19 protein-coding genes are annotated in these 24,265 nt (G+C 68.3%); 12 read left to right on the plus strand and 7 right to left on the minus strand.

Annotation, left to right across the window (positions count from 1 at the left end; translation table 11 throughout):
* Positions 1-27 precede the first annotated feature (27 nt).
* From ABDZ36_RS01925 to ABDZ36_RS01935, 3 genes are read left to right on the plus strand one after another with little or no spacing between them, the layout of a single operon-like run.
* Complete coding sequence (locus ABDZ36_RS01925; protein WP_211311743.1) at positions 28-354, plus strand: DUF7518 family protein; 327 nt, start codon at positions 28-30, stop codon at positions 352-354.
* A gap of 19 nt (positions 355-373) precedes the next feature.
* On the plus strand, positions 374-3,949 hold the full coding sequence (smc, locus tag ABDZ36_RS01930) for a chromosome segregation protein SMC (RefSeq protein ID WP_211311744.1): 3,576 nt from the start codon (positions 374-376) through the stop codon (positions 3,947-3,949).
* Positions 3,942-5,018: a segregation/condensation protein A gene (locus ABDZ36_RS01935; RefSeq protein ID WP_211311745.1), complete on the plus strand. Its 1,077-nt coding sequence runs from the start codon at positions 3,942-3,944 to the stop codon at positions 5,016-5,018. Before smc ends, ABDZ36_RS01935 begins: the two co-directional genes overlap by 8 nt.
* Here the strand turns inward: ABDZ36_RS01935 and ABDZ36_RS01940 are convergent.
* Positions 5,015-5,719 carry a DUF7504 family protein gene (locus ABDZ36_RS01940; RefSeq protein ID WP_211311746.1) on the minus strand — a complete coding sequence of 235 codons (705 nt, stop codon included), beginning with the start codon at positions 5,717-5,719 and terminating at the stop codon, positions 5,015-5,017. The genes ABDZ36_RS01935 and ABDZ36_RS01940 overlap by 4 nt on opposite strands.
* A 71-nt stretch (positions 5,720-5,790) precedes the next feature.
* A complete protein-coding gene (locus ABDZ36_RS01945) occupies positions 5,791-6,492 on the minus strand; it encodes a phosphoribosyltransferase (RefSeq protein ID WP_211311747.1) in 702 nt (233 codons plus the stop codon).
* 133 nt (positions 6,493-6,625) lie between these two features.
* Between ABDZ36_RS01945 and ABDZ36_RS01950 the strand changes: the two genes are divergently transcribed.
* The 5 genes from ABDZ36_RS01950 to ABDZ36_RS01970 all read left to right on the plus strand — a co-directional run bounded on the left by ABDZ36_RS01950 (position 6,626) and on the right by ABDZ36_RS01970 (position 11,990).
* Positions 6,626-6,856, plus strand: a complete 231-nt coding sequence (locus ABDZ36_RS01950; RefSeq protein ID WP_211311748.1) for a hypothetical protein — start codon at positions 6,626-6,628, stop codon at positions 6,854-6,856.
* A gap of 51 nt (positions 6,857-6,907) precedes the next feature.
* The gene (locus tag ABDZ36_RS01955; protein ID WP_211311749.1) at positions 6,908-7,807 is read left to right on the plus strand and encodes a PhzF family phenazine biosynthesis protein; all 900 of its coding nucleotides are present in this window, start codon (positions 6,908-6,910) and stop codon (positions 7,805-7,807) included.
* Between the two features lie 119 nt (positions 7,808-7,926).
* The gene (ppsA, locus tag ABDZ36_RS01960; RefSeq protein WP_211311750.1) at positions 7,927-10,170 is read left to right on the plus strand and encodes a pyruvate, water dikinase; all 2,244 of its coding nucleotides are present in this window, start codon (positions 7,927-7,929) and stop codon (positions 10,168-10,170) included.
* Positions 10,171-10,332: 162 nt separating this feature from the next.
* Positions 10,333-11,400, plus strand: a complete 1,068-nt coding sequence (gene mfnA / locus ABDZ36_RS01965; protein ID WP_211311751.1) for a tyrosine decarboxylase MfnA — start codon at positions 10,333-10,335, stop codon at positions 11,398-11,400.
* 5 nt (positions 11,401-11,405) lie between these two features.
* On the plus strand, positions 11,406-11,990 hold the full coding sequence (locus tag ABDZ36_RS01970; RefSeq protein WP_211311752.1) for a YqaA family protein: 585 nt from the start codon (positions 11,406-11,408) through the stop codon (positions 11,988-11,990).
* 1 nt (position 11,991) lies between these two features.
* Here the strand turns inward: ABDZ36_RS01970 and ABDZ36_RS01975 are convergent, their stop codons facing one another.
* Complete coding sequence (locus ABDZ36_RS01975; protein ID WP_211311753.1) at positions 11,992-12,183, minus strand: DUF5786 family protein; 192 nt, start codon at positions 12,181-12,183, stop codon at positions 11,992-11,994.
* A gap of 238 nt (positions 12,184-12,421) precedes the next feature.
* Between ABDZ36_RS01975 and metG the strand changes: the two genes are divergently transcribed.
* Positions 12,422-14,536 carry a methionine--tRNA ligase gene (metG, locus tag ABDZ36_RS01980; RefSeq protein ID WP_211311754.1) on the plus strand — a complete coding sequence of 705 codons (2,115 nt, stop codon included), beginning with the start codon at positions 12,422-12,424 and terminating at the stop codon, positions 14,534-14,536.
* 84 nt (positions 14,537-14,620) lie between these two features.
* On the opposite strand, the gene ABDZ36_RS01985 is transcribed toward metG, so the two are convergent.
* Positions 14,621-16,423: a S9 family peptidase gene (locus ABDZ36_RS01985; protein WP_211311755.1), complete on the minus strand. Its 1,803-nt coding sequence runs from the start codon at positions 16,421-16,423 to the stop codon at positions 14,621-14,623.
* A 130-nt stretch (positions 16,424-16,553) separates the two neighbouring features.
* Here ABDZ36_RS01985 and ABDZ36_RS01990 point away from each other — a divergent pair, with 130 nt between their 5' ends.
* The gene (locus tag ABDZ36_RS01990) at positions 16,554-17,600 is read left to right on the plus strand and encodes a glycosyltransferase family 4 protein (protein WP_211311756.1); all 1,047 of its coding nucleotides are present in this window, start codon (positions 16,554-16,556) and stop codon (positions 17,598-17,600) included.
* Here ABDZ36_RS01990 and ABDZ36_RS01995 read toward each other — a convergent pair.
* From ABDZ36_RS01995 to ABDZ36_RS02005, 3 genes are all read right to left on the minus strand, one after another.
* Entirely contained in the window at positions 17,597-18,235 is a 639-nt protein-coding gene (locus tag ABDZ36_RS01995; protein ID WP_211311757.1) for a class I SAM-dependent methyltransferase, read from the minus strand. The genes ABDZ36_RS01990 and ABDZ36_RS01995 overlap by 4 nt on opposite strands.
* Entirely contained in the window at positions 18,228-20,687 is a 2,460-nt protein-coding gene (gene folP / locus ABDZ36_RS02000; protein ID WP_211311758.1) for a dihydropteroate synthase, read from the minus strand. Before folP ends, ABDZ36_RS01995 begins: the two co-directional genes overlap by 8 nt.
* 150 nt (positions 20,688-20,837) lie before the next feature.
* Complete coding sequence (locus ABDZ36_RS02005; RefSeq protein WP_211311759.1) at positions 20,838-22,424, minus strand: formyltransferase family protein; 1,587 nt, start codon at positions 22,422-22,424, stop codon at positions 20,838-20,840.
* Positions 22,425-22,593: 169 nt separating this feature from the next.
* Here ABDZ36_RS02005 and purB point away from each other — a divergent pair, with 169 nt between their 5' ends.
* Together purB and ABDZ36_RS02015 are read left to right on the plus strand one after the other, a co-directional pair.
* A complete protein-coding gene (gene purB, locus ABDZ36_RS02010) occupies positions 22,594-23,964 on the plus strand; it encodes an adenylosuccinate lyase (protein ID WP_211311760.1) in 1,371 nt (456 codons plus the stop codon).
* 45 nt (positions 23,965-24,009) lie between these two features.
* Positions 24,010-24,255 carry a zinc ribbon domain-containing protein gene (locus ABDZ36_RS02015; protein WP_211311761.1) on the plus strand — a complete coding sequence of 82 codons (246 nt, stop codon included), beginning with the start codon at positions 24,010-24,012 and terminating at the stop codon, positions 24,253-24,255.
* Positions 24,256-24,265: the final 10 nt, after the last annotated feature.

Below are 24,265 nucleotides of genomic sequence, written 5' to 3' on the forward strand. Positions count from 1 at the left end.
ATAATCGGTGAGTCCCTGTATGCTGCTATGTCGAACGATAGTGAGGACGTCGCCGCGCTCGAAAACCGCGTGAAGGAGCTCGAGGCCACGGTTCGCGGGCTGACCGAGGAGCTCGTCGATGCGAACGAGCGCATCCGCGAACTCGAGGACTACCACGACGCCCACGAGAGCGCGGGCCGCCCGTCGAGCGAGCCGCTCGCTGCCGGCGCGCCGGAGGACGGTGGTGCCGCGGAGCCGACCGACGCCACCGCGGCGGACGCGAGCGCGGCCGACGCCGAACCGGAAGACACACCCGCCGAGGGTGCCGAGGAGGCGAACGAGGAGTCCGAGCTCGACGACATCATCGTCGCCTGAGACTCCGCGTCTCTCCCAGATGTACATCGACGAAATCGTTCTCGAGAACTTCAAGAGCTTCGGGCGGACCACGCGCATTCCGTTCTACGAGGACTTCACCACGATTAGCGGCCCGAACGGCAGCGGGAAGTCCAATATCATCGACGCGATCCTCTTCGCCCTCGGCCTCGCGCGCACCCGCGGGATGCGCGCCGAGAAACTCACCGACCTCATCTACAACCCGAGCCACGACGGCGAGGGCGAGACCGCCGGCCCCCGCGAGGCCAGCGTTCAGGTCGTCCTGAACAACGAGGAGGGGACGCTCACGCGTTCGCAGGTCGTCAACGCCGCCGGGAGCGACGACATCGGCGACGTCGAGACGATCACCGTGAAGCGCCGCGTGAAACGCACCGAGGACAACTACTACTCCTACTACTACCTCAACGGGCGCTCGGTGAACCTCTCGGACGTCCAGGATTTGCTCGCACAGGCCGGCGTCACCCCCGAGGGGTACAACGTCGTCATGCAGGGCGACGTCACCGGCATCATCAACATGACGCCCGGCGAGCGCCGCGAGGTCATCGACGAGATTGCCGGCGTTGCGGAGTTCGACGCGAAGAAGGCCGATGCCTACGACGAACTCGACGTCGTCGAAGAGCGCATCGAGGAGGCCGACCTGCGGATCTCCGAGAAACACGACCGGCTCGAGCAACTCGAGGACGAGCGCGAAACGGCGCTCGAGTATCAGGGGCTCAAAGACGAGAAGGCCGAGTACGAGTCGTACCGGAAGGCCGCGGAGCTCGAGGAGAAACGCGCGGACCTCACAGCGACCGAAGCCGACGTCGCGGATCGCGAAGCCGAACTCGCCGAGCTGCAGGACGAACTCGACACTCGTCGGGGGCGCGTCGCGCGCCTCGACGAGGAGCTCGAGGAGCTGAACGCGGAGATCGAGCGGACGGGCGAGGACGAACAGCTCGCCGTCAAACGCGAGATCGAGGAGGTCAAAGGCGACATCAGCCGACTCGAGGACAAGATCGAGTCGGCCGAGGACCGCCGTGACCAGGCGGAGAACGACCGACGCGAGGCGTTTGTCGCGATCGACAGGAAGCAGGAGGAGCTCGACGACCTCGAACGCGATATCCGCGAGGTGAAAGTCGAGAAGGCCTCCGTGACGGCCGACATCGAGTCGCTGGAAGCCGATATCGCGGACGTCGAGGCGGAGATCGACGACGTCGACACCGAGTTCGACGAGTTGAAGGCCGAACTGGAGGCCAAAAAGGACGAACTCGAAGACGCCAAATCGGCTCGTAACGACCTCCAGCGCGAGAAGGACCGGCTGCTGGACGAGGCGCGACGCCGCTCGAACGAGGTGAGCGAGGCGGAGGACGACCTCGCCGCCGCGCGCGAGGAACTCCCCGAGTTCGAGCGGCGTCTCGACGACCTCGAGGACGAACTCGCGAAGGCGGAGGCGAACGAGGCACAGATCGAGGAGGTCGTCGCGGACCTCAAAGCGCAGAAACAGGAGCGCCAATCGGACCTGAACGACATCGAGGACGACCTCCAGGAGGCACGCGAGGAGTACGCCCGGATGGAGGCGAACGCAGAGGAGTCCGGCGACTCCTCCTACGGGCGGGCGGTCTCGACGATCCTGAACAGCGGGAACGAGGGCGTTCACGGGACGGTCGCGCAACTCGGCGGCGTCGACGGCCGGTACGCGACGGCGGCGGAGACAGCGGCGGGCGGCCGGATGGCACACGTCGTCGTGGACGACGACGGTGTGGGCCAGTCCTGCATCGAGTACCTCAAGTCGCGCAACGCGGGCCGCGCGACGTTTCTGCCGCTGACGGAGATGCACGAGCGCTCGCTCGGGAGCGCGCCGGACGTCCCCGGCGTCGTCGACTTCGCGTTCAACCTCGTCGACTTCGACCGGCAGTACGCGGGCGTCTTCTCGTACGTCCTCGGTGACACGCTCGTCGTCGAGGACATGGAGACGGCGCGCGACCTGATGGGCGACTACCGGCTCGTCACGCTCGAGGGCGAACTCGTCGAGAAGAGCGGGGCGATGACCGGTGGCTCCCGCTCCGGGTCGCGCTACTCCTTCTCGGAGTCCGGAAAAGGACAGCTGGAGCGCGTCGCAGCACGGATCAACGACCTCGAGGAGGAGCGCCAGTCGATCCGCGACGACGTCCAGGAGATCGAGGAGCGCCTCGACGGCGCGCGCGACCGGAAGTCGGACGCGCTCGACACCGTTCGCTCGCTCGAAACCGACATCGAGCGCGTGGAGGCCGAACAGGAGGATACCGAAGCGCGGATCGAGGAACTGGAGGCGCGCCTTGAGGAACTCGAGGCCGAGCGCGCCGACGTGGACGAGCGGATGGGCGAACTCGACGAGGAGATCGCCGAGTACGAGACCGAGATCGAGACTATCGAGGCCGCCATCGAGGAGCTGGAGGCCGAGCTTGCGGACTCGGAGATCCCCGAGCTCACCGCAAAGCGAGAGGAGTTGGAGGCCGAGGTCGACGACCTCGACGAGCGCCGCTCCGACCTCGATGGCGACCTCAACGATCTCCAACTCCAACACCAGTACGCCGAAAACGAGATCGACGACCTCCACGACGACGTGGAGGCGGCCCAGAACACGAAGGCCGAACAGGAGGAGCGGATCGAGGCCTTCGAGGCCGAGATCGAGAAGAAACGCGAGACGCTCGCCGCAAAGGAGGCCGAAGTCGAGGAGCTAGAGGAGGAGCTGGCGGATCTGAAAGCGGAACGGACGGCCCTCAAGGAGGACCTCGCCGACGCCCAGCGCGCCCGTGACGAACAGGCACAGCAGGTTGAATCGGTCGAGAGCCGACTGGAGAGCTTGGAGAACGCCGCCGAGCGCCTCCGTGAGGAGATCGACGAGCTGGAGGACGCGGTCGGCGACTACGACGCCGACGAGATTCCCGACATCGACGATGTCGAGGAGACCGTCGCGCGCCTCGACCGGCAGATGGAGGCCTTAGAGCCGGTCAACATGCTCGCGATCGAGGAGTACGACGAGGTCGCGGCGGACCTTGACGACTTGGAGGGGAAACGCGAGACGCTCAGAGCGGAGGCCGAGGGCATCCGCGAGCGCATCGAGAGCTACGAGTCACAGAAGCGCGAGACGTTCATGGACGCCTACGAAGCCATCGACGGGCACTTCCAGCGGATCTTCTCGCGGCTCTCGGCAGGGTCGGGCGAGCTCGTTCTCGAGAACGAGGACGATCCCTTCGAAGGTGGGCTGACGATGAAGGCCCAGCCGGCGGACAAGCCGGTCCAGCGCCTCGACGCGATGAGCGGCGGCGAGAAATCGCTCACCGCGCTCGCGTTCATCTTCGCGATCCAGCGACACAACCCCGCGCCGTTCTACGCGCTCGACGAGATCGACGCGTTCCTCGACGCCGTGAACGCAGAACGCGTCGGCGAGCTCGTGGACGAGCTCGCGGCGGACGCGCAGTTCGTCGTCGTCAGCCACCGTTCGGCGATGCTTGAGCGCTCCGAGCGCGCCATCGGCGTGACGATGCAGGGCGACAACGTGAGCGCCGTGACGGGCATCGACCTGACGAGCGGGGAGGAGGCCCCCGCGGATGACTGAGGAGGAACGAGCGGAGCGACGTTCCTCCGGACCAGCGAGCGGTGAGCAGAGCGAGCCGCGAGGAGAGGAGGAACCACGACGCGGTTCCTCGGGAAACGCGAGCGGTGAGCAGAGCGAGCCGCGAGCGGACGCTGAACCGCGACACGATTTCGCGGGCGACGGTTATGCGGATGACACGCGCCTCCGCGCCGACGGCGGCAACCCCGAGGACGCCTTTACCCTCTCGGACCACGAGTCGAGCGGACCGGACCTCTCGCTCGGTGATGGGCCCGAAGAACCCGAACCAGAGGGTGACGACGGCGAGGACGAGGAAGTCGAACCCGTCGAGTTGCTCGTCCAGCTGGCGAAGGAGGGCGAGATCGAGCCGTGGGACATCGACATCGTGGACGTGACGGACGCGTTCCTCGACAAGCTCGACGAGGCGGACCTCCGGACGTCGGGGCGTGCGCTGTTCTACGCCTCCGTCCTGTTGCGGATGAAGTCCGACGCCCTCCTCGAACCGGACGAACCGGAGGAGCCCGAGGAGGCGGCGACGGGGTGGGACGACTGGGAGCCGGGAATGGACGAACTCCCCGAGGACGCACCCGGCGTCGACCCGATCGCGGCGCTTGAGGAGGAGATGGACCGTCGCCTCGAACGCAAACCCCAGCGGGGGACGCCGGAGACGCTGGACGAACTCGTCCGCTCGCTGCGCGAGGCCGAACGCGGCTCGTGGTGGAAGGAGTCCCGGACGTACGACACCTCCGCGAGCCCGCAGGGGTTCCAACGCGGCGTACAGGAACTCGACTACCGGAGCGGCGACGACTTTCGGGCCGAGTCGGAGCCGACGGCGGCGGACGTCACGGACACCGCACACGGCGAGGACATCGAGGCGACGATCGACGACGTCGAGGCCGCGCTCGCGACACACTACGACCGGGGGCGTGCGGAGGTGCTGTTCGCGGAGGTCGCGGCTGCTGGCAGCTCGCGCGTCGAGTCGTTCCTCGCGGTATTGTTCCTCGCACACCGGGGGCGCGTGACGTTGGAGCAGGACGAGCTGTTCGGCGACCTCTGGGTCGTCGACGCCTAGGCGATCGGGAACCAGTCGGTCTCGATGCCGGCGTCGGTGAGCTCCCAGCGCTGGCGGACGCACTCCGTGTCGGCGTCGATGTAGACGGTAGCGTCGAAGAGCGGTTCGAGTGTGGCGACGGGATCGCGTCGCGGGTCGCTCGCGGTGTGGACGTGCCCCATCCCATCGACGTCGCGGACAGTGCTCGTGAGGAGGTGGACGAACCGGAACAGCGTCTCCGTCTCGACGGCGTCGAAGAACGGATCGAGGGCGTCGAGACAGAACCGGACCTCGCCGGGGTCGGTGTCGCCGTCGGCGACGCGACGGATGTGGTCTTCGACGGTCGTGTACAGCGCGCTGAGATCGTCGAGCGTGTCGACGGCGTCGTACCACTCCTGGCCCGTCAGTGACTGTTCGATGCTCGTCGGCGCGTCGGCGGCCGCGGAGCGTGTCGGGATCGCGTCCGTCGCGTCGACGACGCCGAGGCTGTCGGAGTCACGGTCGTGCGCCCCAGTGGCGCGACGTTCGAGGAGGTCCTCGACCGGCGCAGCGGTCGTGAGAAAGACGTGTCGGCGATCGAGGTCGCTCCCGCCGAGCAGGCGCTCGCAGGCCGCCGTCGATCCGCGGGTGCGGTCGTCGACGACGAGCACGGTACAGCCTCGCCGCTTGAGGGCGGCGAGTTCGCGCGAGAAAGCCGCCGATTCGGTGTCCGACGCTCCCATTCCTGGTGATTGTTACTCCCGGGCGGTTATTTAGTGCTTTCCGTGCTGTCGGGTGACGATCCGCTGTCGACTCAGGCGTCCTCGCGGAGGAGCCAGCGGTCCTCGGCGGCCTTCACGAGGACGTCGCGTCGGACCATCTCCGCTAACACCTCATCGAGGCGGTTCGGTTGGGCGATCTCCATCTCGATACGCTCGATGTCGTGGTCCTCGGCGAGGAGGTGGCGGATCCCCTCTTTCGTGTACGGGCCGTCGGCGTCGCTCGCCATGACGCCGCTGATGAGGTCCACCATGTCCTCGATGAAGTTCCATGGGTAGACGACCCATGCCCACTGTTCGAGGCGCTCGCCGACGTAGTCCGGGTCGAACTCGCTCGTCCCGAGCAGTTGGAGGGTGGCGGTTCGGATCTCGTTCGCGCCGCGCTCGTCGACGTACTCGTGGGCGCGCTCGATGGACCCCCCGGTGTCGGCGATATCGTCGATGACGAGGACGTCCTTCCCCTCGACGGTGCCCTCGGGCATCGGGTAGCGGACCTCCGCCTGGTCGCTCTTCTCGGCCGCGCCAACGTAGTGTTCCATCTTCAGGCTCGTGAGGTCGTTCAACCCGAGGAAGTCACAGAGACATCGGCCGGCGAACCAGCCGCCGCGGGCGAGCGCGACGATGACGTCGGGCTCGAAGTCGGCCTCCTTCACCTGCGTCGAGACGTCACGGCAGAGTCCGTAGATGTATTCCCAGTTCGTGATCGTGCACGTGAAGTCGTCCGGGAGGTCGCCCATATGTGTATCCCGCCGGATCGGACGGCGCGGAGGACGTTAAGTGACCTGAAACACCGACCGGAGATCCGATACCTACATGGACGATAGTTATATATGTGTGGGCGTCGTGGCTACCGTGGACGAGGTTGTGCTAATGGGTATCACACAACGAACCGGGCGGTGGACGCTCGACGAGAAGGCACCGGGGGTCTATCTCATCAAGCGACGCGGTCACCTCCACGCGAAGGTGGTGACGGCGGATTCGGACCCCGACGACGCGCTCGACTACCTGCTCGATGACGGGGTAGGGTCCGTCTACGAGGTCGACTGTGAGGAGGCGGTGCGCGAGCGGTTCCGGGATTACGTCGCCGCGCGGGCGCGTTGAGGAAATCGGGGGAGCGCAGCGTTCAACTGCGCGGCGTGTGACGGATGGAGCGTGCAGACTACACGCGCCCTCCTCTGTGATGCGTTCACCGATCGCCCGCTCGACGGCAACGCCGCGGGCGTCGTCCCGGACGCGGACGGCCTGAGCGACGACCAACGCCAGGCGATCGCGCGCGAACTGGGCGCGAGCGAGACGGCGTTCGTGACCCCGAGCGACGACGCCGAGCGCCGCCTGCGCTACCACACGCCGACGACGGAGGTTGATCTCTGCGGGCACGCGACGATCGCGGCCCACGCCCACCTCCACGAGGCGGGGGCGATCGACGCCGGCGAGCACACCGTCGAGACGAACGTCGGCGTCCTCGACGTCGAGATCGAGGCGTCCGGGACGGTCTGGATGCACCAGCGCGACCCGACCGTGCGACACCGGACCGACCTCGACGCGGAACGCGTAGCCGACGCGCTCGGCGTCGAGGCGATGTCGTTCGTCGACGACCTCCCGTTCGCCGTCGCGGACACCGGTTTTCCGTTCCTCGTGGTCGGCCTCGACTACCTCGCCACGCTCGGCGACGCCGACCCCGACGACGATGCACTCTGCGACCTCTGCGAGGACATCGGCGCGCAGGGGGTCTACGCGGTCACGCTCGACACGCTCGAACGCGAGTCGACGCTCCACGCGCGGGCGTTCTGTGCGCCCGTCGGGATCCACGAGGACCCCGTGACGGGGACCGCGGCCGGCGCTGCGGGCGCGTATCTCGACGGGATCGGGGCGTTCGGCGGCGACGCGCCCGACGAACTCCGCATCGAGCAAGGCCACTACGTCGATCGGCCCGGAACCGTCCGCGTCCGCGTCGACGATGCGGTGCAGGTCGGTGGCGAGGCCGTGACGGCGCTCGATGGCGACCTGATCGTCCCGGACGCCGAGGACGACGACGACATCATCGAAGCGTGAGATCGGCCCGCCGCGTCGCCGGTTCGGCGACGCCGAATTAACTCGGTGACGAATAGTTATTCGGCGCTCTCGGAACCCGAAACGCCTATTCCGGGGTGTGCTGTCTTTTCGCGTGCCTAATGCCAGTACGTTGGCTCGCAGACATCAGTGCGGAGGACGTGCCGAGCGTCGGGGGGAAGGGCGCGTCGCTGGGAGAGCTCACGCAGGCTGGGCTCCCGGTACCGTCCGCGTTCGTCGTGACCGCCGACACGTATCGGACGTTCCTCGAGGAGTCGGGCGTCGCCGACGAGCTCTTCGCGGCCCTCGACGTCGACCCCGAGGACTCCGCGGCGCTCGCCGAGGCCGCCGCGACCGCGAAGGAACTCGTCCTCGACGCCGGGATGCCCGACGAGGTCCGCGAGAGCGTCCTCGCCGCGTACGACGACCTCGGGGACGCCCCGTTCGTCGCCGTGCGCTCCTCGGCGACGGCCGAAGACCTGCCGGACGCGAGCTTCGCCGGCCAGCAGGAGACGTATCTCAACGTCACGCGCGAGGATCTCCTCGAACGGGTGAAACGCTGCTGGGCGAGCCTCTTCACCCAGCGCGCGATCTACTACCGCGAGGAACAGGGCTTCGACCACGAGCGCGTCGACATCGCCGTCGTCGTCCAGCGGATGGTCGACGCCGAGAAGTCCGGCGTGCTGTTTACGAGTCACCCCTCGACGGGCGCACCGACGACGATCGTCGAGGCCGCGTGGGGGCTCGGCGAGGGCGTCGTCTCCGGCAGCGTCTCCCCGGACAACTACGTCATCGACCGCGAGAGCGGCGAGATCGAGGAGGTCACGGTGGCGACGAAGAAGACGCTCGTCGAGCGCGACCCCGCGACGGGCGAGACGACGGAGCGCGAGGTCAGCGAGGAACGCCGCGACGCGCGCGTCCTCGACGAGGCCGAGTTGACGGAACTGCTCCGGCTCGGCGAGCGCGTCGAGGAGCATTACGACACCCCGCAGGACGTCGAGTGGGCGATCGCCGACGGCGAGGTGTACATGCTCCAGTCGCGTCCGATCACGACCATCGACGACGCCGCGGACGCCACGAGCCACGAGAACGACGGCGAAACGCTCGTCTCCGGGCTCGGCGCGAGCCCCGGCATCGCCTCCGGTGCCGCGCGGATCGTCGGCGGCCTCGACCAGCTCGATAAGGTCGGACAGGGCGACGTCATCGTCACCTCGATGACGACGCCGGACATGGTGCCCGCGATGAAGCGTGCCTCCGGCATCGTCACCGACGAGGGCGGGATGACGAGTCACGCGGCGATCGTCTCGCGCGAACTCGGCGTCCCTGCGGTGCTCGGCACCGAAACGGCGACGCAGGTGCTCAGCGACGACCAGCCGATCACGATCGACGGCGATCGCGGGACGGTCGAGGCGGGGGCCGCCGAACCCGACGAGGAGCGCGAACCCGTCGAGGACGCGCGCCCGACCACGCCCGTGAAGCCGATGACCGCCACCGAGGTGAAGGTGAACGTCTCCATCCCGGAGGCCGCCGAGCGTGCGGCCGCCACGGGCGCGGACGGCGTCGGCCTGCTGCGCACGGAGCACATGATCCTCTCGACGAACGTCACGCCCGAACGCTACGTCGAGACACACGGCGAGCGGGCGTACACGGACGAACTCGTCGACAGCATCCGCACCGTCGCGGACGAGTTCTACCCCCGGCCGGTGCGTGTGCGGACGCTCGACGCCCCGACCGACGAGTTCCGCCAGCTGGAGGGCGGCGAGAGCGAACCGCACGAGCACAACCCGATGCTCGGCTATCGGGGCATTCGCCGCTCGCTCGAGGAGTCCGAGCTGTTCGAACTCGAACTCGCGGCGTTCGCGCGCCTCTACGAGATGGGGTACGATAACGTCGAGGTGATGTTCCCGCTCGTGAACGACGGCGATGACGCGCGGGCGGCGCGCGACGCGCTCGCAGCCGCCGGCGTCGACATCGAGAAGCGACGGTGGGGCGTGATGGTCGAAACGCCCGCTGCGGCGCTCTGTGTCGCGGACTTCTGTGACGTCGGCGCGGACTTCGTCTCCTTCGGGACGAACGACCTGACTCAATATACGCTCGCGGTCGATCGGAACAACGAGCACGTCGCCGACCGCTACGACGAACTCCACCCGGGCGTGCTCGCGCTCATCGAGAACGTAATCGAGACGTGTCGCGAACGCGACGTCGACACCTCGATCTGCGGGCAGGCGGGCTCGAAGCCCGAGATGGTGGACTTCCTCGTCGAGCGCGGCGTCTCCTCGATCAGCGCGAACGTGGACGCCGTCCGCGACGTCCAGCACGAGGCCAAGCGCGTCGAGCAGCGGTTGATCCTCGACTCCGTTCGATAGTCGGCTCAGTGCGATACGTAGGTGGAGACGCCGACGACACTTCCTCGTCGGCGTACTCGGCGTCGACACCGAGACGCGTCGACGAACAGAAGCCGCATCGCACCCGTGGTCGGTGTGGCCCCGAACCGACGGCTTAAACGGCCGGCGCATCCTCGCGTCGGTATGGACGCGACGCCGCAGGCGTTCGATCGCGTGCTCTCCTCGATGTGTACGCGCCCGCATCCCGCGGCCGCCCGAGCGGCACAGCGGTTCCTCGCCGACAACCCCGGCGACCCGGCGACGTATCCCGACGTCGCCGCGCTGGAGGAGCACGTACTCGACGCCCTCGGCACCGTCACCGGCCTCGCCGATCCCGCGGGATACGTCGCGGGTGGTGGCACGGAGGCGAATATGCAGGCGGTTCGCGCGGCCCGCGATCTCACGGCGAGCGACGACCCGGTCGTCGTCGCACCGACGAGCGTGCATTTCTCGTTCCAGAAGGCCGCAGACGTCCTCGACGTCAACCTTCGGCTCGTTCCGACCGACGACGACTATCGCGCGGACCCGGACGCCGTGGCCGCCGCGGTCGACGACGACACCGCGCTCGTCGTCGGCGTCGCCGGCACGACGGAGTTCGGCCGCGTCGATCCGATCCCGGAGCTCGCGGCGATTGCACGCGAGGCCGGCACACGCTTCCACGTCGACGCCGCGTGGGGGGGCTTCCACCTCCCGTTCACCGACCACGCGTGGCACTTCGGCCACGCGCCCGTCGACACGCTCACCATCGACCCGCACAAGGTCGGGCGCGCGCCGATCCCCGCGGGCGGATTCCTCGCTCGTGACGACGCGACGCTCGACGCGCTCGCCGTCGAAACGCCGTATCTGGAGACGACGTCGCAGGCGACGCTCGCGGGGACGCGAAGCGGCGCGGGCGTCGCCGGCGCGGCCGCGGCGCTCGACGCGCAGTGGCCCGACGAGTACCGGGAGAACCACGAGCGCGCGACGGCGAACGCCACCTATCTCGCCGAGAACCTCCGGGATCGGGGGTACGACGTCGTTACACCCGAGCTCCCGCTCGTCGCCTTCGACCTCCCCGAAGCGACGTTCGACGCCGTCCGCGCGGACGGCTGGCGGCTCTCGCGCACCGGGAGCGGCGAAGCCCGCGTCGTCTGCATGCCACACGTCACTCGCGCGATGCTCGAGGCGTTCCTCGACACGCTCGACACCGCCCGAGTCGGGACAAGGGAATAACCACGATGACGGCGCTCGTCGCACGGCTGACCGTCGGCACGCTGTTCGCCGCCCCGCTCGCGTTCCCGGTGGACATCTTCGGACTCCAGCACCTCGTCGAGACGGCGACCGGGCCGCTCGCGCTCCTCATCGTCGCCGTCTACTCCTTCCTGATCGCGGTCGTCCTCCCGCTCCCGAGCGAGGTCGTCCTCATCCCCGCTGCGAGCCTCGACATGGGCTTCAGTTATCCCGTTCAACTCGTGCTCGTGATGCTCGCGAGCGGGATCGGCAAGGCCGCGGGCAGCGTCGTCGCGCTCTATATCGGCCACGGCGCGACACACTCCGGGCCCGTGATAAATCTCCTCCGGCGCGCCGGCTACGAACCCGTCGCGTGGTCGAAGCACCGCGTCGTCGACCTCGTTCAGTCGTACGGGTACATCGGCCTCGCGCTCGCGCTCTGTGTTCCCTTCTTCCCCGACACGCTCTCCATCTACGCCTTCAGCGTCCTCGAAAGCGACTACGTGAAGTTCTCGGTCGCGACGTTCGCCGGGAGCGTCGGCCGGCTCGTCGTCACCGTCCTCCTCGTCGAGGGGACGCTCGCGGTCCTCTGAGCTACGCGTCGTCCTCGTCGTCGCCCTTCATGTCCTGGAGGCGATCGACGAGTTCGCCACTGGAGGCACCGGTGTCGAAGCTGACGCTGCCGTCGTGGTCGTTCTCGTGGACGCTGACGGCGTCCTCCTCGTCATAGTCGGCCTCGGTGTTTTGGTTCTCCTGCTCGGACTCGTCGTAGCTACCAAATCCCATGTGTAACGTATTGGTATGCAACAGGTAAAGGCACATCGTTCCGGCGGTCGAACCGACGGGCGGCGATGGGATCGACGCCTCCGATCGAAGGTCGTCTATCCCCCTAAGTCCCGCGTTCGGCGATGGACGGCGACGCCGTCGAGCCACGCGGGTGGGCGACGCCGCCGAGCCACGCCGACGGATGACGGCGCACCGAGAATCCGCGGGATTTAGGCCGACACGGTTCGGTGGTACGGACATGACTCACGAGGAGTTCCCGACGGAACACCCGGCGCTCGTGACCTGTGGGCTCCCCTACGCGAACGGGGACCTGCACGTCGGTCACCTGCGGACGTACGTCAGCGGCGACGCGTTCAGCCGCGCGCTCCGAACGCTCGGCCAGCAGACGGCGTTCGTCTCCGGGTCGGACATGCACGGGACGCCCATCGCCGTCAACGCCCAGCAGGAGGGCGTCAGCCCCGAGTCGTTCGCGCTACGCCACCACGAACAGTACGAGGAGACGTTCCCGCGGTTCAACGTCGACTTCGACAACTATGGTCACACCCACGAGGAGACGAACGTCGAACTCACGCAGGCGTTCGTCCGCGCGTGGGAGGAGAACGACCACGTCTACGAGAAGGAGATCCAGGTCGCCTACGACCCCGACGCCGACCAGTGGCTCCCCGATCGCTACGTCGAGGGGGAGTGTCCCTACTGCGGCGAACACGCCCGCGGCGACGAGTGCGACGAGGGGTGTCAACGCCACCTCGAACCCGGCGACATCGTCGATCCCGTCAGCACGCTCACCGGCAACCCCGCCGAGTACCGCGAGCGCGAACACAAGTTCCTCCGCCTCTCCGAGTTCCAGGAGTACCTCACGGGGTTCATCAACCGGATGGAGGGGACGAGCAACGCGCAGAACCAGCCCCGCGAGTGGATCGAGGGCGACTTGCAGGACCTCTGTATCACCCGCGACATGGACTGGGGCATCGACTACCCCGACGAGGTGAGCGGCGAGGACGACCTCGTCCTCTACGTCTGGGTGGACGCACCAATCGAGTACGTCGCCTCCAGCAAGCAGTACTCGGAGCGCGTCGGGTCCGACACGTACGACTGGGAAGACGTCTGGCAGGACGGCGAGAGCGAGATCGTCCACGTCATCGGGCGCGACATCATCCAGCACCACACCGTCTTCTGGCCGTCGATGCTCAAGGCCGCCGACTACAACGAGCCGCGCGCCGTCTGCGCGACCGGCTTCGTCAACCTCAACGGCGAGGCCTTCTCCACGAGCCGAAATCGAGCCATCTGGGCCGACGAATACCTCCAGGAGGGGTTCCACCCCGACCTCCTCCGGTACTACCTCGCCACTGCCGCCGGCTTCGAGCGCGACGTCAACTTCTCCTGGGAGCGCTTCCAGGAGCGCGTCAACACCGAGCTCGCGGACGTCGTCGGGAACTTCGTCAACCGCGCGCTCCTCTTCGCCGCGCGCAACTTCGAGGGCACGCCGGACGCCGAGCTGACCGACGAGACGGAGACCCGGATCGCCGAGGCGATGGACGACTACGAGGACGCCCTCAACGACTACGACGTTCGTGCGGCCGGCGAGACCGCCGTCGCCCTCGCGCGCTACGGCAACGAGTACATCCAGAACGCCGAGCCGTGGAAGCTCGACGATGAGGCGGCCGCGCCCGTCATCCGCGACTGCGTGCAGCTCGTGAAGGCCGTCACGATCCTCCTCCAGCCGATCGCGCCCGAGAAGGCCGAGGACGCGTGGGCCCAACTCGCCGCCGACGGCAGCGCCGCCGACGCCACGATCGGCGACTGCCTCCAGGCCCCGCCCGAGCACTTCCCCGAGCCCGACGGCCCGCTCTTCGAGAAGATCGACGACGAGCGCGTCGCCGAACTCAACGAGAAACTCGCCGAGCGCGTCGCCGAGGCGACCGCGGACGACGAGGACGAGCGCGACGAAACTGAAAGCGATGCAGACACCACCACCGACGAAGACAACACCACGATGACCGAGGACACTACTGACGAGTTCGAACCGCTCGCCGACGAGCGAATCAGCTTCGACGACTTCCAAGCCCTCGATCTTCGCGTCGGCCGGATCGAGACGGCCGAGGGCATCGAGGGTGCCGACGACCTCCTCCGCCTCACCGTCGACATCGGCGTCGAGACCCGGCAGATCGTCGCCGGCCTCAAGCAGCTCCACGACATCGCGGACCTCGAAGGGACGCGTGTCGTCGTCGTCGCCAACCTCGAAAAGGCCGAACTGTTCGGCGTCGAGTCGAACGGGATGGTGCTCGCCGCCGGCGAGGACGCGGACCTCCTCACCACACACGGCGACGCCGCGCCCGGCACGAAGATCAAGTAGGGCGTCCGTCGCGCCGACGAATCGTTTTGGGCCCGCTCTCGTCACCGAGACTCGCACCCATGGGCGTCTCGGGTGGATTCGTCGTCAGACGTGCTCGTCGAGGAAGTCGACGACCGTTCGGTACGCCGTGATGCGGTTCTCCAGCTTCGAGAAGCCGTGACCCTCGTCCTCGAAGATCAGCTTCTCGACGGGGACGTGCTCGCTCGCCTCGTCGGCGATCTGCGCCGCTTCGTCCACCGGGACGCGCGGGTCGTTCGCGCCGTGCATGACGAGCAGGGGGGCCGCGATGTCCCCGATATTGTTGATCGGCGAGATCGACTCCAAGAACTCCCGGTCCTCGGCCAGCGAGCCGTACTCCGCCTCGCGGTGATCGCGTCGCCACTCGCCGGTGTTTTCGAGGAACGTCACGAAGTTCGCGATCCCGACGACGTCGACGCCCGCGGCCCAGCGCTCGGGGTACTCGGTGAGCGCCGCGAGGACCATGAAGCCGCCGTACGAGCCCCCGTAGGCGACGATCCGGTCGTCGTCGACGTCGTCGCGCGCGGTGAGCCACTCCACACCGGCGTCGAGGTCAGCGACCGCGTCCATCCGCTGTTCGACGTCGTCGCGGTTCATGTACCGGCGTCCGTACCCCGACGATCCACGGACGTTCGGCTCGAAGACCGCGTAGCCGTTGTCGACGAAGTACTGCCGTAAGGCGAGGAAGTAGGGCCGTCGCTGTGATTCGGGACCGCCGTGGATGTCCACGATGACGGGATGGGGGCCGTCGCCGTCGGGGAACGTGCAGAACGCCGGGACGTCCAGTCCGTCGAAGCTCTCGTAGTGCACGAGCTCGGGCTCGTGGAACGTCGCTTTCGGGATGCCCGCGGTCGCCGCGTCCGTCCAGCGCTCACTCGCGCCGCCTTCGAGGTCGACGACGTGGACGTTCGTGTTCTGTGTCGGTGTGGAGACGGCCGCCGCGAGACGCTCGCCGTCCGGTCCAACGGAGAGGCCCATCAGGACGCCGTCGGGGAGGTCGGGATCGGCGAGGGCGACCCGCTCGCCGTCGTGCTCCAGCCGGAAGAGCGAGAGGTCGCTGTACCCTTCGATGTTGCGCACGACGGCCATCGTCCGCGTCGCGGCGTCGACGCTGACGCCCGAGACGTCCCAGTCGCCGCCGATCTCGACCGGGCCGAGGTCGCCCGTTTCGGGGTCGAGTTCGCGCAGCGCGAGCGTATCGCGCTCGTGATCCGTCGCCACGTATAGCGTCTTACCGTCCGGCCCCCACGCGACGGAGCTGTAACGCACCTCGCCGCCGCGCTCAGCCGTCAACGCTTCGGTCTCGCCAGTGTCGAGGTCGTGGACGTGGAGGTCGTGCGAGCGATTCGAGTGCGTCTCGTGGAGCAGGAGCCGGTCGTCCGACGGGCTCCAGCCGGCGACGGAGAGCAGGTCCCGCTCCTGACCGTCGACGACGAGCTCGGCAGCGTCCGGACCCGCGGCGTCCCGCGACTGGACGTACGCGTCGAAGCTCCCCTCGTCGCGGCGGTTCGCGGTGAACGCGAACCGTTCGCCATCGTGGCTCCACCCGCCCCACCCGTGGATCGTCTCGGGGTCGTCGGTGAGGGCGACCTCTTCGCTCCCGTCGCCCGCGAGCCGGTAGAGCTGGGTCCGCTCGTTCCCGCCCCGATCCATCCCGTAGACGAGCTCGTCGCGCGTCGGCGAGTACGACGCGACGCTCACCGACTCCTCGTGAAAGGAGAGCTGGTCCGGCCACGCCCGGGGCTGGTCGAGCCGCCAGACCTGCGCGACGCCCGTCGTGTCCATCGTGAACGCCAGCTGGCCGTCCGGGCCGAACGACGGCCCGCCGGCGCTCCGAACGTTCAGGTACCGCTCGATGTCGTAGGCCATAGCGGGAGGTGCGCCGGCGCGAGGATAGTTCTACCTCTCCACCGCCTGCTATACCCGCTCGTGATTCCGGGGGGACACGGCGCAAAACGATGGAGGAAGGCTTTTGCTCGCCTCGCACACACCCGCTGACATGCGCGTCGCGATCGTCTCGGACCGGACCGTTCGTCACGACGGCGTGGAGCGACGCACTGACGATGCCGCCGCGCGCCTCGACACGCTCGTCGGCCTGTTCGACGCCAACGGCCACGATGTTGAGGTGTTCTGCGCCCGCTGGTGGGACGGCGACTTCCCGACGTTCGACTACGACGGCGTCACGTATCGCGCGATCGCGGCGACGCCGGGCGAGCGCTGGGGCACGCTTCGACTCGTCCCCGGACTCCGGGCCTTCGACCCCGATGTCGTACACGTCGCGGGCGCGAACCCCGAACGCACGCTGGGCGCACGCGTCGCCACCGCGTTCGGCGCGCCGGTCGTCCTCGACTACTACGAGCCACCACGCGACACGCGCGCCCACCGCTGGGCGGTCCGGGCGGCGGACGGGGTCATCGTCCCCTCCGAACTCGTCGCGACGGCGGTCCGCGAACTCGGCGTCCCGGACGACGCGCTCGCGCGGATCCCGAACCCCGTGGAGATGGCGCGCGTCCGCACCGTCGAGCCCGACCCCGAGGCGGGCGACGTCGTCTACTCCCGACGGCTGGACGCCGACGCAAACCTCGAATCGCTGCTGCTCGCGCTCGCGGAGTTCCGCGACCGGGAGTGGTCGGCGACCGTGATCGGCGACGGACCCGAACGCGAGCGCTACGAGCGACAGGCCCGCGACCTGCGGATCGCGGAGCGGGTCGACTTCGTCGGCGCGCAGGATCTCGACCGTCGGCTCGCGCTCTTCGCTGGCGCGCACGTCTACGCGCAGACCGCCTATCGGACATCGTTCCCCACCGACCTCCTGCGCGCGCTCACCTGCGGCTGCGTCGGCGTCGTCGAGTACCACGCGAACTCGGCGGCGCACGAACTCGTCGAGCACGCGGACCGGGGCCTGTTGGCGACGAGCGACGAGGCGCTCGTCGAGTGTCTGCGCGAGGCGACGGCGATGGCGCAGATGTCGGTGAACGAGGCCTACGCCGACTACGATGTCGGGCGGTTCCTCGCGCGCCACGTTGATCGCTATCGTTCGCTCTAGGCCCGCACGCGGGCGAAGAGGAACTCGCCGCCGCCGTGTTCGTCCGGCACCCGCGTCTCTTCGTCGATCTCGAAGCCGGCCTCGCGGAGGCTCGCCAGCGTCTCCTCGGCCGCGGGGAAACTCCAGTGCATCTCGACGCCGCTGCCGAGCCAGTTCGGCGTGCCGCCCTCGTAGGCGTCCGTGCCCGTGGTGACGAGCGCGGGCGCACCGTCGGCGAGCACGCGCTGGAACTCCCGGTAGACGCTCGGGTGGGCCTCGCGCGGCACATGGATGATCGAGTGGAGCGCGACGAGCCCGTCGAAGACGCCGTCCGCGAACGGGAGCGACGTCATGTCGCCCTGCACGAGCCCCGCCGTCGGTGAGCGTTCGTGAGCGCGACCGAGTTGCTCGCGCGAGAGGTCGAGGCCGACGACGTCGAAGGCGAGGTCGAAGCGCGAGAGGACCGGCACGCCGGAGCCACACCCCGCGTCGAGGACGCGTGCGCCGTCCGGGAGGTCGCGGGCGACCGCGTCCACCTGATCGATACCGGGTTCGCCGACGGCCGTGCGGGCCTCGCGGTGGACCCGCGCGAGTTCGTCGTACGCCTCGTGGACCGCGCGGAGGTAGGACGCGCGGCCGTCGTCGCGCTCACTCATCGTCGGCCTCCACGTCCGTCTCCGCGCCCCGACGCGTCGCCTCGACGGTTCGTACCGCCGCGACGTTCTCGGGGACGTCGTGCACGCGAACGATGTCCGCGCCGCGCTCGGCGGCGATCGCCGTGCCCGCGACCGTGGCGTACCCGCCGTGATCCGGCCACCGATCGACCGCCCCGAACATTGACTTATGTGAGTGGCCGATGAGCACCGGGCAGCCGAGCGCGTGGAACTCATCCGTGCGCTTGAGGATCTCGAACTCCTCGCCGGCCGTCTTGGCGAAGCCGAGACCGGGGTCGACGACGAGCTTCTCGCGCGGGAGGCCCGCCTTCTCGGCGAGCAGGACGCGCTCGCGCAGCTCGTCGATGACGTCCTCGACCACGTCGTCGTACTCGGGCTCCTCGCCGGGTTCGACCGGGGCGTTCAGCGAATGCATCACGATTAGCGGCGCGTCGTACTCCGCGGCGACGAAGCGCATCTCCGGATCTTCCAGTCCCGTCACGTCGTTGAGGATGTCCGCGCCCGCCTCCAGTGCCGCGCGGCCGACCTCGGCCTTCATCGTGTCCACGCTGATCAGACAGTCGAGGTCCGTGATCCGCTCGATGACGGGGACGATCCGCTCGACCTCCTCCTCGATGGGGACCGGATCCGCGCCCGGCCGCGTCGACTCGCCACCGACGTCGACGATGTCGGCACCGTCGGCGACCATCTGCTCGGCGCGCGCGACGGCATCCTCGACGGCCTCGTACTCGCCGCCGTCGTGGAACGAGTCGGGCGTGACGTTCAGAATGCCCATCACCGCGGTTCCATCACCCGTCCACGGGTAGTCGGGCGCGTCGTCGTCGGTCTCGATGTCCAGCGTCTCACGGAGTTCGTCGGCGTAAACTGACAGCCCGTACGGCTGGCCGTCGAGCTTCCCACAGAGGCGTTTGAGCTGAGCGAGCGTCCCCATCATGACGACGTCGACGGTGCCGCGGGCTTGCTCGTTGAGCCCCGAGACCGCACACTCACCCCCCAAACTCAACAGCTCCTCCTTGAGGTACTGCGCCTGGCGCTTCTGGACGTGGGCTCGGACGACGCGGTGGACGCCCTTCGCGCGCATCCGCCACGCGCCAGCCGGAGTGACGTGCGCGCGTTCGAGATGCGCACGCGACGCCTCAAGGTTGTCGGCGCGCTTCGGGACCGACACCCGCGTCCAGCGTCGCCGGGCCTCAGCAACGGTGTACAGCGACCCCGCGACGAGCACGCAGTCGTCCGCGTCCGCGGCATCGAGCGCACGATCGAGTGCGCTCTCGACGGCGCGCCGCGTCGTCACCTCGCCCGCACCAGCATCGCGGAACGCGCTCGCGAGCGCGGCCTCGTCCTCTGCTCGGCCGGTGTCCGGGCGACACGCCCAGACGCGATCGGCCGTCGGGAGCGCGTCGGCCATCCCGGTGTGGTCCTTGTCGTTCATCGCGCCGATGACGAGGTGGAGGTCGTCGTAGTCGAAGTCGGTGAGGGTGTCCGCGACTGCCGCGCACGCCCCGGGGTTGTGCGCGCTGTCGAGGACGACGAGCGGGTCGTCGCCTATCATCTCGAAGCGCCCCGGCCAGTGGGCTTTGCGCAACCCGCGTGCGAGCGTCGCGTCGTCGATATCGACGAGTTGGCGCACGAGCGTCGCCGCGATCCCCGCGTTCGTCGCTTGATGCGACCCGAACAGCGGGATGCGTGCGTCGAGCGTCTCCTCGTCGTCCGTGATCGTCACGCTCGCCTCACCCGTCGAAATCGGCCCCCCATAGGAGACGTAAACGTCGTCATCGGCTGACTCGCCGACCGTCACGATATCGCCGGCCACCTCGCGAACCGTTTCACGGGCCTCACCCGTCGTCGCCGTCACGAGCGGTGCGTCGTCGGGCGCGACGGCAGCTTTCTCGCGGGCGATCTCCGCGACGGTGTCGCCGAGGATGTCCGTGTGTTCGAGCGAGATGCTCGTCACGCAGGCCGCGCTCGGATCGACGACGCTCGTCGCGTCGTACCGGCCGCCGATACCGACTTCGAGGACCGCCACGTCGACGTCCATCCGCCCGAAGTGCCAGAGCGCCATCCCCGTGACCGCCTCGAAGAACGTCGGCGAGTCCCCGATCGCTGCGTGCTCGATAACGTACGATTCGATCGCAGCCGTGTAGTCGGCGACCGCCGACTCCGGGATCTTTCGCCCATTCACGCGGATGCGTTCGCGGAGATCGTCGAAATGTGGCGACGTGTAGAGACCGACGTCGAGGTCGGTCTCGCGGAGCGCGGTCTCGGCCATCCGGGCGGTGCTTCCCTTCCCGTTCGACCCCGCGACCTGTACGTACGTCGGGCCCCGGTGTGGGTCGTCGAGGGTCGAGAGCAGGTCCGCGATCCCCTCCGTTCCAGCCCGCGGGCTGAACCGCCGAAGGTCGAGGAGGAAGTTCGCGGCCTCGTCGTAGCGCATACCGATACGTCCGCACCGGTCGCCAAATGCGTGTCGAATGCATAGGGGGTCGCGACGGAGGCGACGGCGCGACGAGACGAGAACACGGGGAGACACGAAGCAGAGCCGACGGCCGAGGAAGGGGATCAATTCGCGCCGTCGCTAACCGCGTTAGCTGTGGCGGAACGTCCGACTGCCCGTGAGCGCCATTGCGATCCCGTGCTCGTTCGCGGCCTCGATGACCGCATCGTCGTTTTTGGACCCGCCGGGCTGGATGATGGCGGAGACGCCGGCCTCTGCTGCCTCCTCGATGGCGTCCGGGAATGGGAAGAAGGCGTCCGAGGCCATGACGGAGCCCTCGGGGCCCTTGTCCTCGGCGTGCTCCTCGGCCTTCATCGCGGCGAGGCGGACCGCATCAACGCGCGAAACCTGCCCCATGCCGACGCCGACGGTCTCCGTGTCCTTCGCGAGGACGATCCCGTTCGACATCACGTGCTTGAGGACGCGCCACGAGAAGCACATCGTCTCGATCTGCGCCTCGGTCGGCTCGGCCTCGGTGACGACTTCGAGGTCGTCGGGGTTCGGGGCCCACGTATCGCGCTCCTGGACGAGACGGCCGCCGACGAGCGACTGGTCGGTGTACGTCTCGCTCACGACGTCGGGGCCAAGTTCGTCGCCGCCGACGTCGAGCACGCGAAGGTTCTCCTGTGCCGTGAGGACGTCGAGCGCGGCGTCGGTGTAGCCGGGCGCGACGACGACCTCCTTGAACGACTCGACGATCAGCTCGGCGGTCGCCTCGTCACACGGCCGGTTGAGCGAGATGATGCCGCCGAACGCGCTCATCGGGTCCGTGGCGTGTGCGTCCTCGTAGGCCTCCGCAAGGGTGTCCGCGGTCGCACACCCCGCGGGGTTCGTGTGCTTGATCGCCGCGGCGGCGGGCTTCTCGAACTCCTTAATGAGGCTGAGCGCACCGTCGGCGTCGTTGTAGTTGTTGTACGAGAGGGCCTTCGCGCCCTCGTTGAGTTGGTCGGCGTCGACGACGTTCGGCTCCTCGCAGGACGCGTCGCCGTAGACAGCGGCGTCCTGGTGGGGATTCTCCCCGTATCGGAGGTCGGCGGCGCGGTCCGCGCCCTCGATCCGGCGCAGCGGGAGGTCCTCGGCAACGTCTGCCGAGACGGTGACTTCGCCGTCGGCGACATCGACCTCGCCCTCAGCGAACCACTTGACGGCGCGTGGATACGCTTTGAACTCGGCGTCGTAGAGCACGCGGTCTTTCAGCGACGCGGCGTCGTCGTCCTCGTAGACCGCGACGGGTTCTTGTGTGACGATCGGGCCGGCGTCGACCTCGTCGGTGACGACGTGGACCGTCGCGCCCGACACGCTCACGTCGGCGTCGAGGACCTGCTCGTGGGCGTCCGCGCCGGGGAACGACGGCAGGAGGCTCGGATGGACATTCAGCGTCGTCGGCGTCGCGTCACGGAACGTCTCCGTGAGGACGCGCATGTAGCCATCGAGAGTGACGAGCTCGAACTCGTAGGCCGAGAGTGCGTCGAGGACGCGCTCCTCGTGGGCCTCGCGCGACTCGTCGGCGTCCCGTTCGACGACCTCGGTCGGGATGTCGCGCTCCGCAACGGCGTCGAGTACGGGCGCGTCGGCGTCATTCGTGAGGATCACGGCGAACTCGGCACCGCCGGGCGCGCGGTCGGCGATGTGTCGCAGGTTCCGTCCACGGTTGCTGGCCATGCCGGCGAGTTTCATACGAGGCAGTCGCGACCGCCACGATGAAAGTGGTTTCGGTTCCGCAGCCCTATGTATGCATGAACGAGCATATATATAGCCAATATATCGCCCTATTCGCACTCACATATACACATATATGGCGGTCGGGACCGGCACGCTTTTAGGCCGCCAAGCGGGAGTGACGCCCATGCCCGACCCCCTCGACGCCGTCTCGCCGCTCGACGGACGCTACGCCTCCCGGACTGCCCCGCTCGCCGACTACGCGAGCGAGGCCGCCCTCATCCGTGCCCGCGTCCGCGTCGAAGTCGAGTATCTCTGCGCGCTCGCCGACTGTGAGGCGACGCCGCTCGAACTCTCCGACGCCGAACGCGCGACGCTCCGCGACGCCTACGAGGCCTTCGACGACGACTCGGCACGACTCGTCAAGCGTATCGAGACGAAGGGGACCGAGACCTACGCCGCCACCAACCACGACGTGAAGGCCGTCGAGTATTTCGTCCGCGAGCACGCCCCCGAGCGCGTCCATCAGTGGATCCACTTCGCACTCACCAGCGAGGACGTCAACAATCTCGCGTATCGCCTCCTGTTCAAACCGGCCGTCACTGACGTTCTGGTTCCCGAACTCCGTGCGATCCGTGACGACCTCGTCGAGTTCGCCCACGAGCACGCCGACACGCCGATGCTCGCACGCACCCACGGCCAGCCGGCCACACCGACGACGTTCGGCAAGGAGATGGCAGTCTACGCCGCCCGCCTCGGCCGAAAGCTCGCGGACGTCGAGGCCGCCGCCGACGGCCTCGCGGGCAAACTCGCCGGCGCGTCCGGCGACTATGCCGCCCACCACGTCGCCTACCCCGACGTCGATTGGCGCGCGTTCTCCCGCGACTTCGTCGCCTCGCTCGGCCTTGATCACGTTGAGCCCACGACGCAGGTCAACCCCTCCGACGATGTCGCCGCGCTCTTCGGCGCGCTCCGCGAGACCAACACCGTCCTCCTCGATCTCGACAAGGACGTCTGGACCTACGTCTCCCAGCGCTACCTCGGCCAGGAGGCCGCCAAGAGCGAGACCGGGAGCTCGACGATGCCCCACAAGGTCAACCCCATCGACTTCGAGAACTCCGAGGGGAACCTCTCGAAGGCCAACAGCGACCTCGCCTTCCTCGCCGACTACCTCCCGACGTCGCGCCTCCAGCGCGACCTCTCCGACTCCACCGTCAAGCGCAACGTCGGCGCGGCCTTCGCCTACTGCCTCCTCGGCTATGTCAAACTCCAGGACGGCCTCGCGAAGGTCGTCCCCAACGAGCAGGTGATGCGCGAGGACTTGGAGGAGACGCCCGAGATCATCGGCGAGGCCGTCCAGACGATCCTCCGCCGCGAGGGCGATACCGAGGCCTACGAGCGCGTGAAGGACCTCACGCGCGGCGAGCGCGTCACCCTCGCCGACTTCCGCGCCCTCTTCGACGACCTCGACGTTTCACCCGACGTCCGCGAGGAACTACGCGCCCTCACGCCGACCGGCTACACGGGCGTCGCCGCCGACCTCGCACGCGACGTCTGAGGCGCGCGAAGACTTTTGAGGACGGCGGACGCACTCCTGCCCGCGATGTCCGATCCTGATTCCTCCCCGAGCGAGACCGGCACTGACACCGACGACTACGGCTGTCCGAAATGCGGCCACGACGATGCCGCGACCGGCTCCATCTCCACGACCGGCTCCGGCCTCTCCAAGATGTTCGACGTCCAGACGAATCGCTTCGAGACCGTGACCTGTGAGGGCTGTGGCTACACGGAACTCTACCGCGATGTCGGGAATCGAGGGAGCGACGTCGTGGACGTCTTCTTCGGGTAGGTGATCCGAC

The organism is Halarchaeum salinum (assembly GCF_039520965.1).
Lineage (GTDB): Archaea > Halobacteriota > Halobacteria > Halobacteriales > Halobacteriaceae > Halarchaeum > Halarchaeum salinum.